Source organism: Parasphingomonas zepuensis (assembly GCF_036663735.1).
Taxonomy (GTDB): Bacteria; Pseudomonadota; Alphaproteobacteria; order Sphingomonadales; family Sphingomonadaceae; genus Sphingomonas.
The window spans coordinates 1-1,012 of record NZ_JAXOJO010000101.1 but is presented as its reverse complement, the minus strand read 5'-3'; the positions used below and the strand labels follow the sequence as shown (position 1 = coordinate 1,012).

Genomic DNA, 1,012 nt, shown 5'->3' with positions numbered 1-1,012 from the left:
ATCTGGGCGGTGCCGTTCGACATCAAGGACCCCGTCAACACTCCGCGTGATTTCGTCGCCACCGGGGCGCCGGGCATCAAGCTGCTCGCGGCGCTGAAGGCGGCGGCGGAAGAAGTGACGAAGGCGGGCATCGCGCTGGATGCACGCTGGGGCGATGTCCAATATGCGCAGCGCGGAGCCGAGCGCATTCCGGTACATGGCGGCGACGGGCAGCTCGGCGTGCTCAACGTGCAGATTTCAGTGCCAGCACCGGGCGGGGTGACGCCGCGGCACGGATCGAGTTACGTGCAGGTGGTAGGCTTCGACGCGGACGGTCCGGTTGCGGACACGGTGCTGAGCTATTCGCAGTCACCCGACCCCGCCTCGCCCTTTTATGCCGATCAGACGCGGCTTTATGCGAAGAAGGGCTGGCACCGTTTTCCGTTCACGCCCGCGCGGATCGCGGCGGCGGCGGTGGGGAAGCCGGTAACGATTTCGGAATAGGGCCGTTCAGCCCCCCGAAATTACCCCGCCGACGCCAAGCCTTTTACCGCGCGTGATGATGACGCGGTCGCCCAGCTTTGCCTGTGCGAACAGCAATTTGGCGAAGGCGAGCGGCACGCCGATGCAGCCATGCGTCGCCGCGCCCATTTCGACCTCGCTCGCGTGGATGGCGACGCCGTCGTTGGTGAGGCGCATCATGTACGGCATTGGCGCGCCGTACAGGTTCGAGATGTGATGAACCTTTTTCTGGGTGATCGGATAAATGCCCACGGGCGTAGGCTTTTCGTCCGCGCCATAGAGGATCGCTGTCGCGCCGATCTCATAGCCGTCGCGGAACACCGACATGGTTTCGGCCTCCAGATCGACGGTGACGATCAGCGGCCCTGCCACCTTGGCGGTGTCACCGTCCCAATAATATTCGCCGAAGCGGATCGGGCCGGGAATATCGAGAATGCGCTTCACGATCAGCGCTTCGGGGGCAGCGACAGGTGCGGGCGGCGGCGGCGGAGCCGGCGCGGGTGCCGCAACC

Annotated in this window: 2 protein-coding genes; one reads left to right on the top strand and one right to left on the bottom strand. The window is 65.3% G+C overall.

The window, feature by feature from the left end; translation table 11 throughout:
* A partial coding sequence (locus U1769_RS25585) for a penicillin acylase family protein (protein WP_332720961.1) occupies positions 1 to 483 on the top strand: 483 nt, incomplete at its 5' end.
* Positions 484 to 489: 6 nt separating this feature from the next.
* On the opposite strand, the gene U1769_RS25580 is transcribed toward U1769_RS25585, so the two are convergent.
* A partial coding sequence (locus tag U1769_RS25580) for a L,D-transpeptidase family protein (RefSeq protein WP_332720960.1) occupies positions 490 to 1,012 on the bottom strand: 523 nt, incomplete at its 5' end.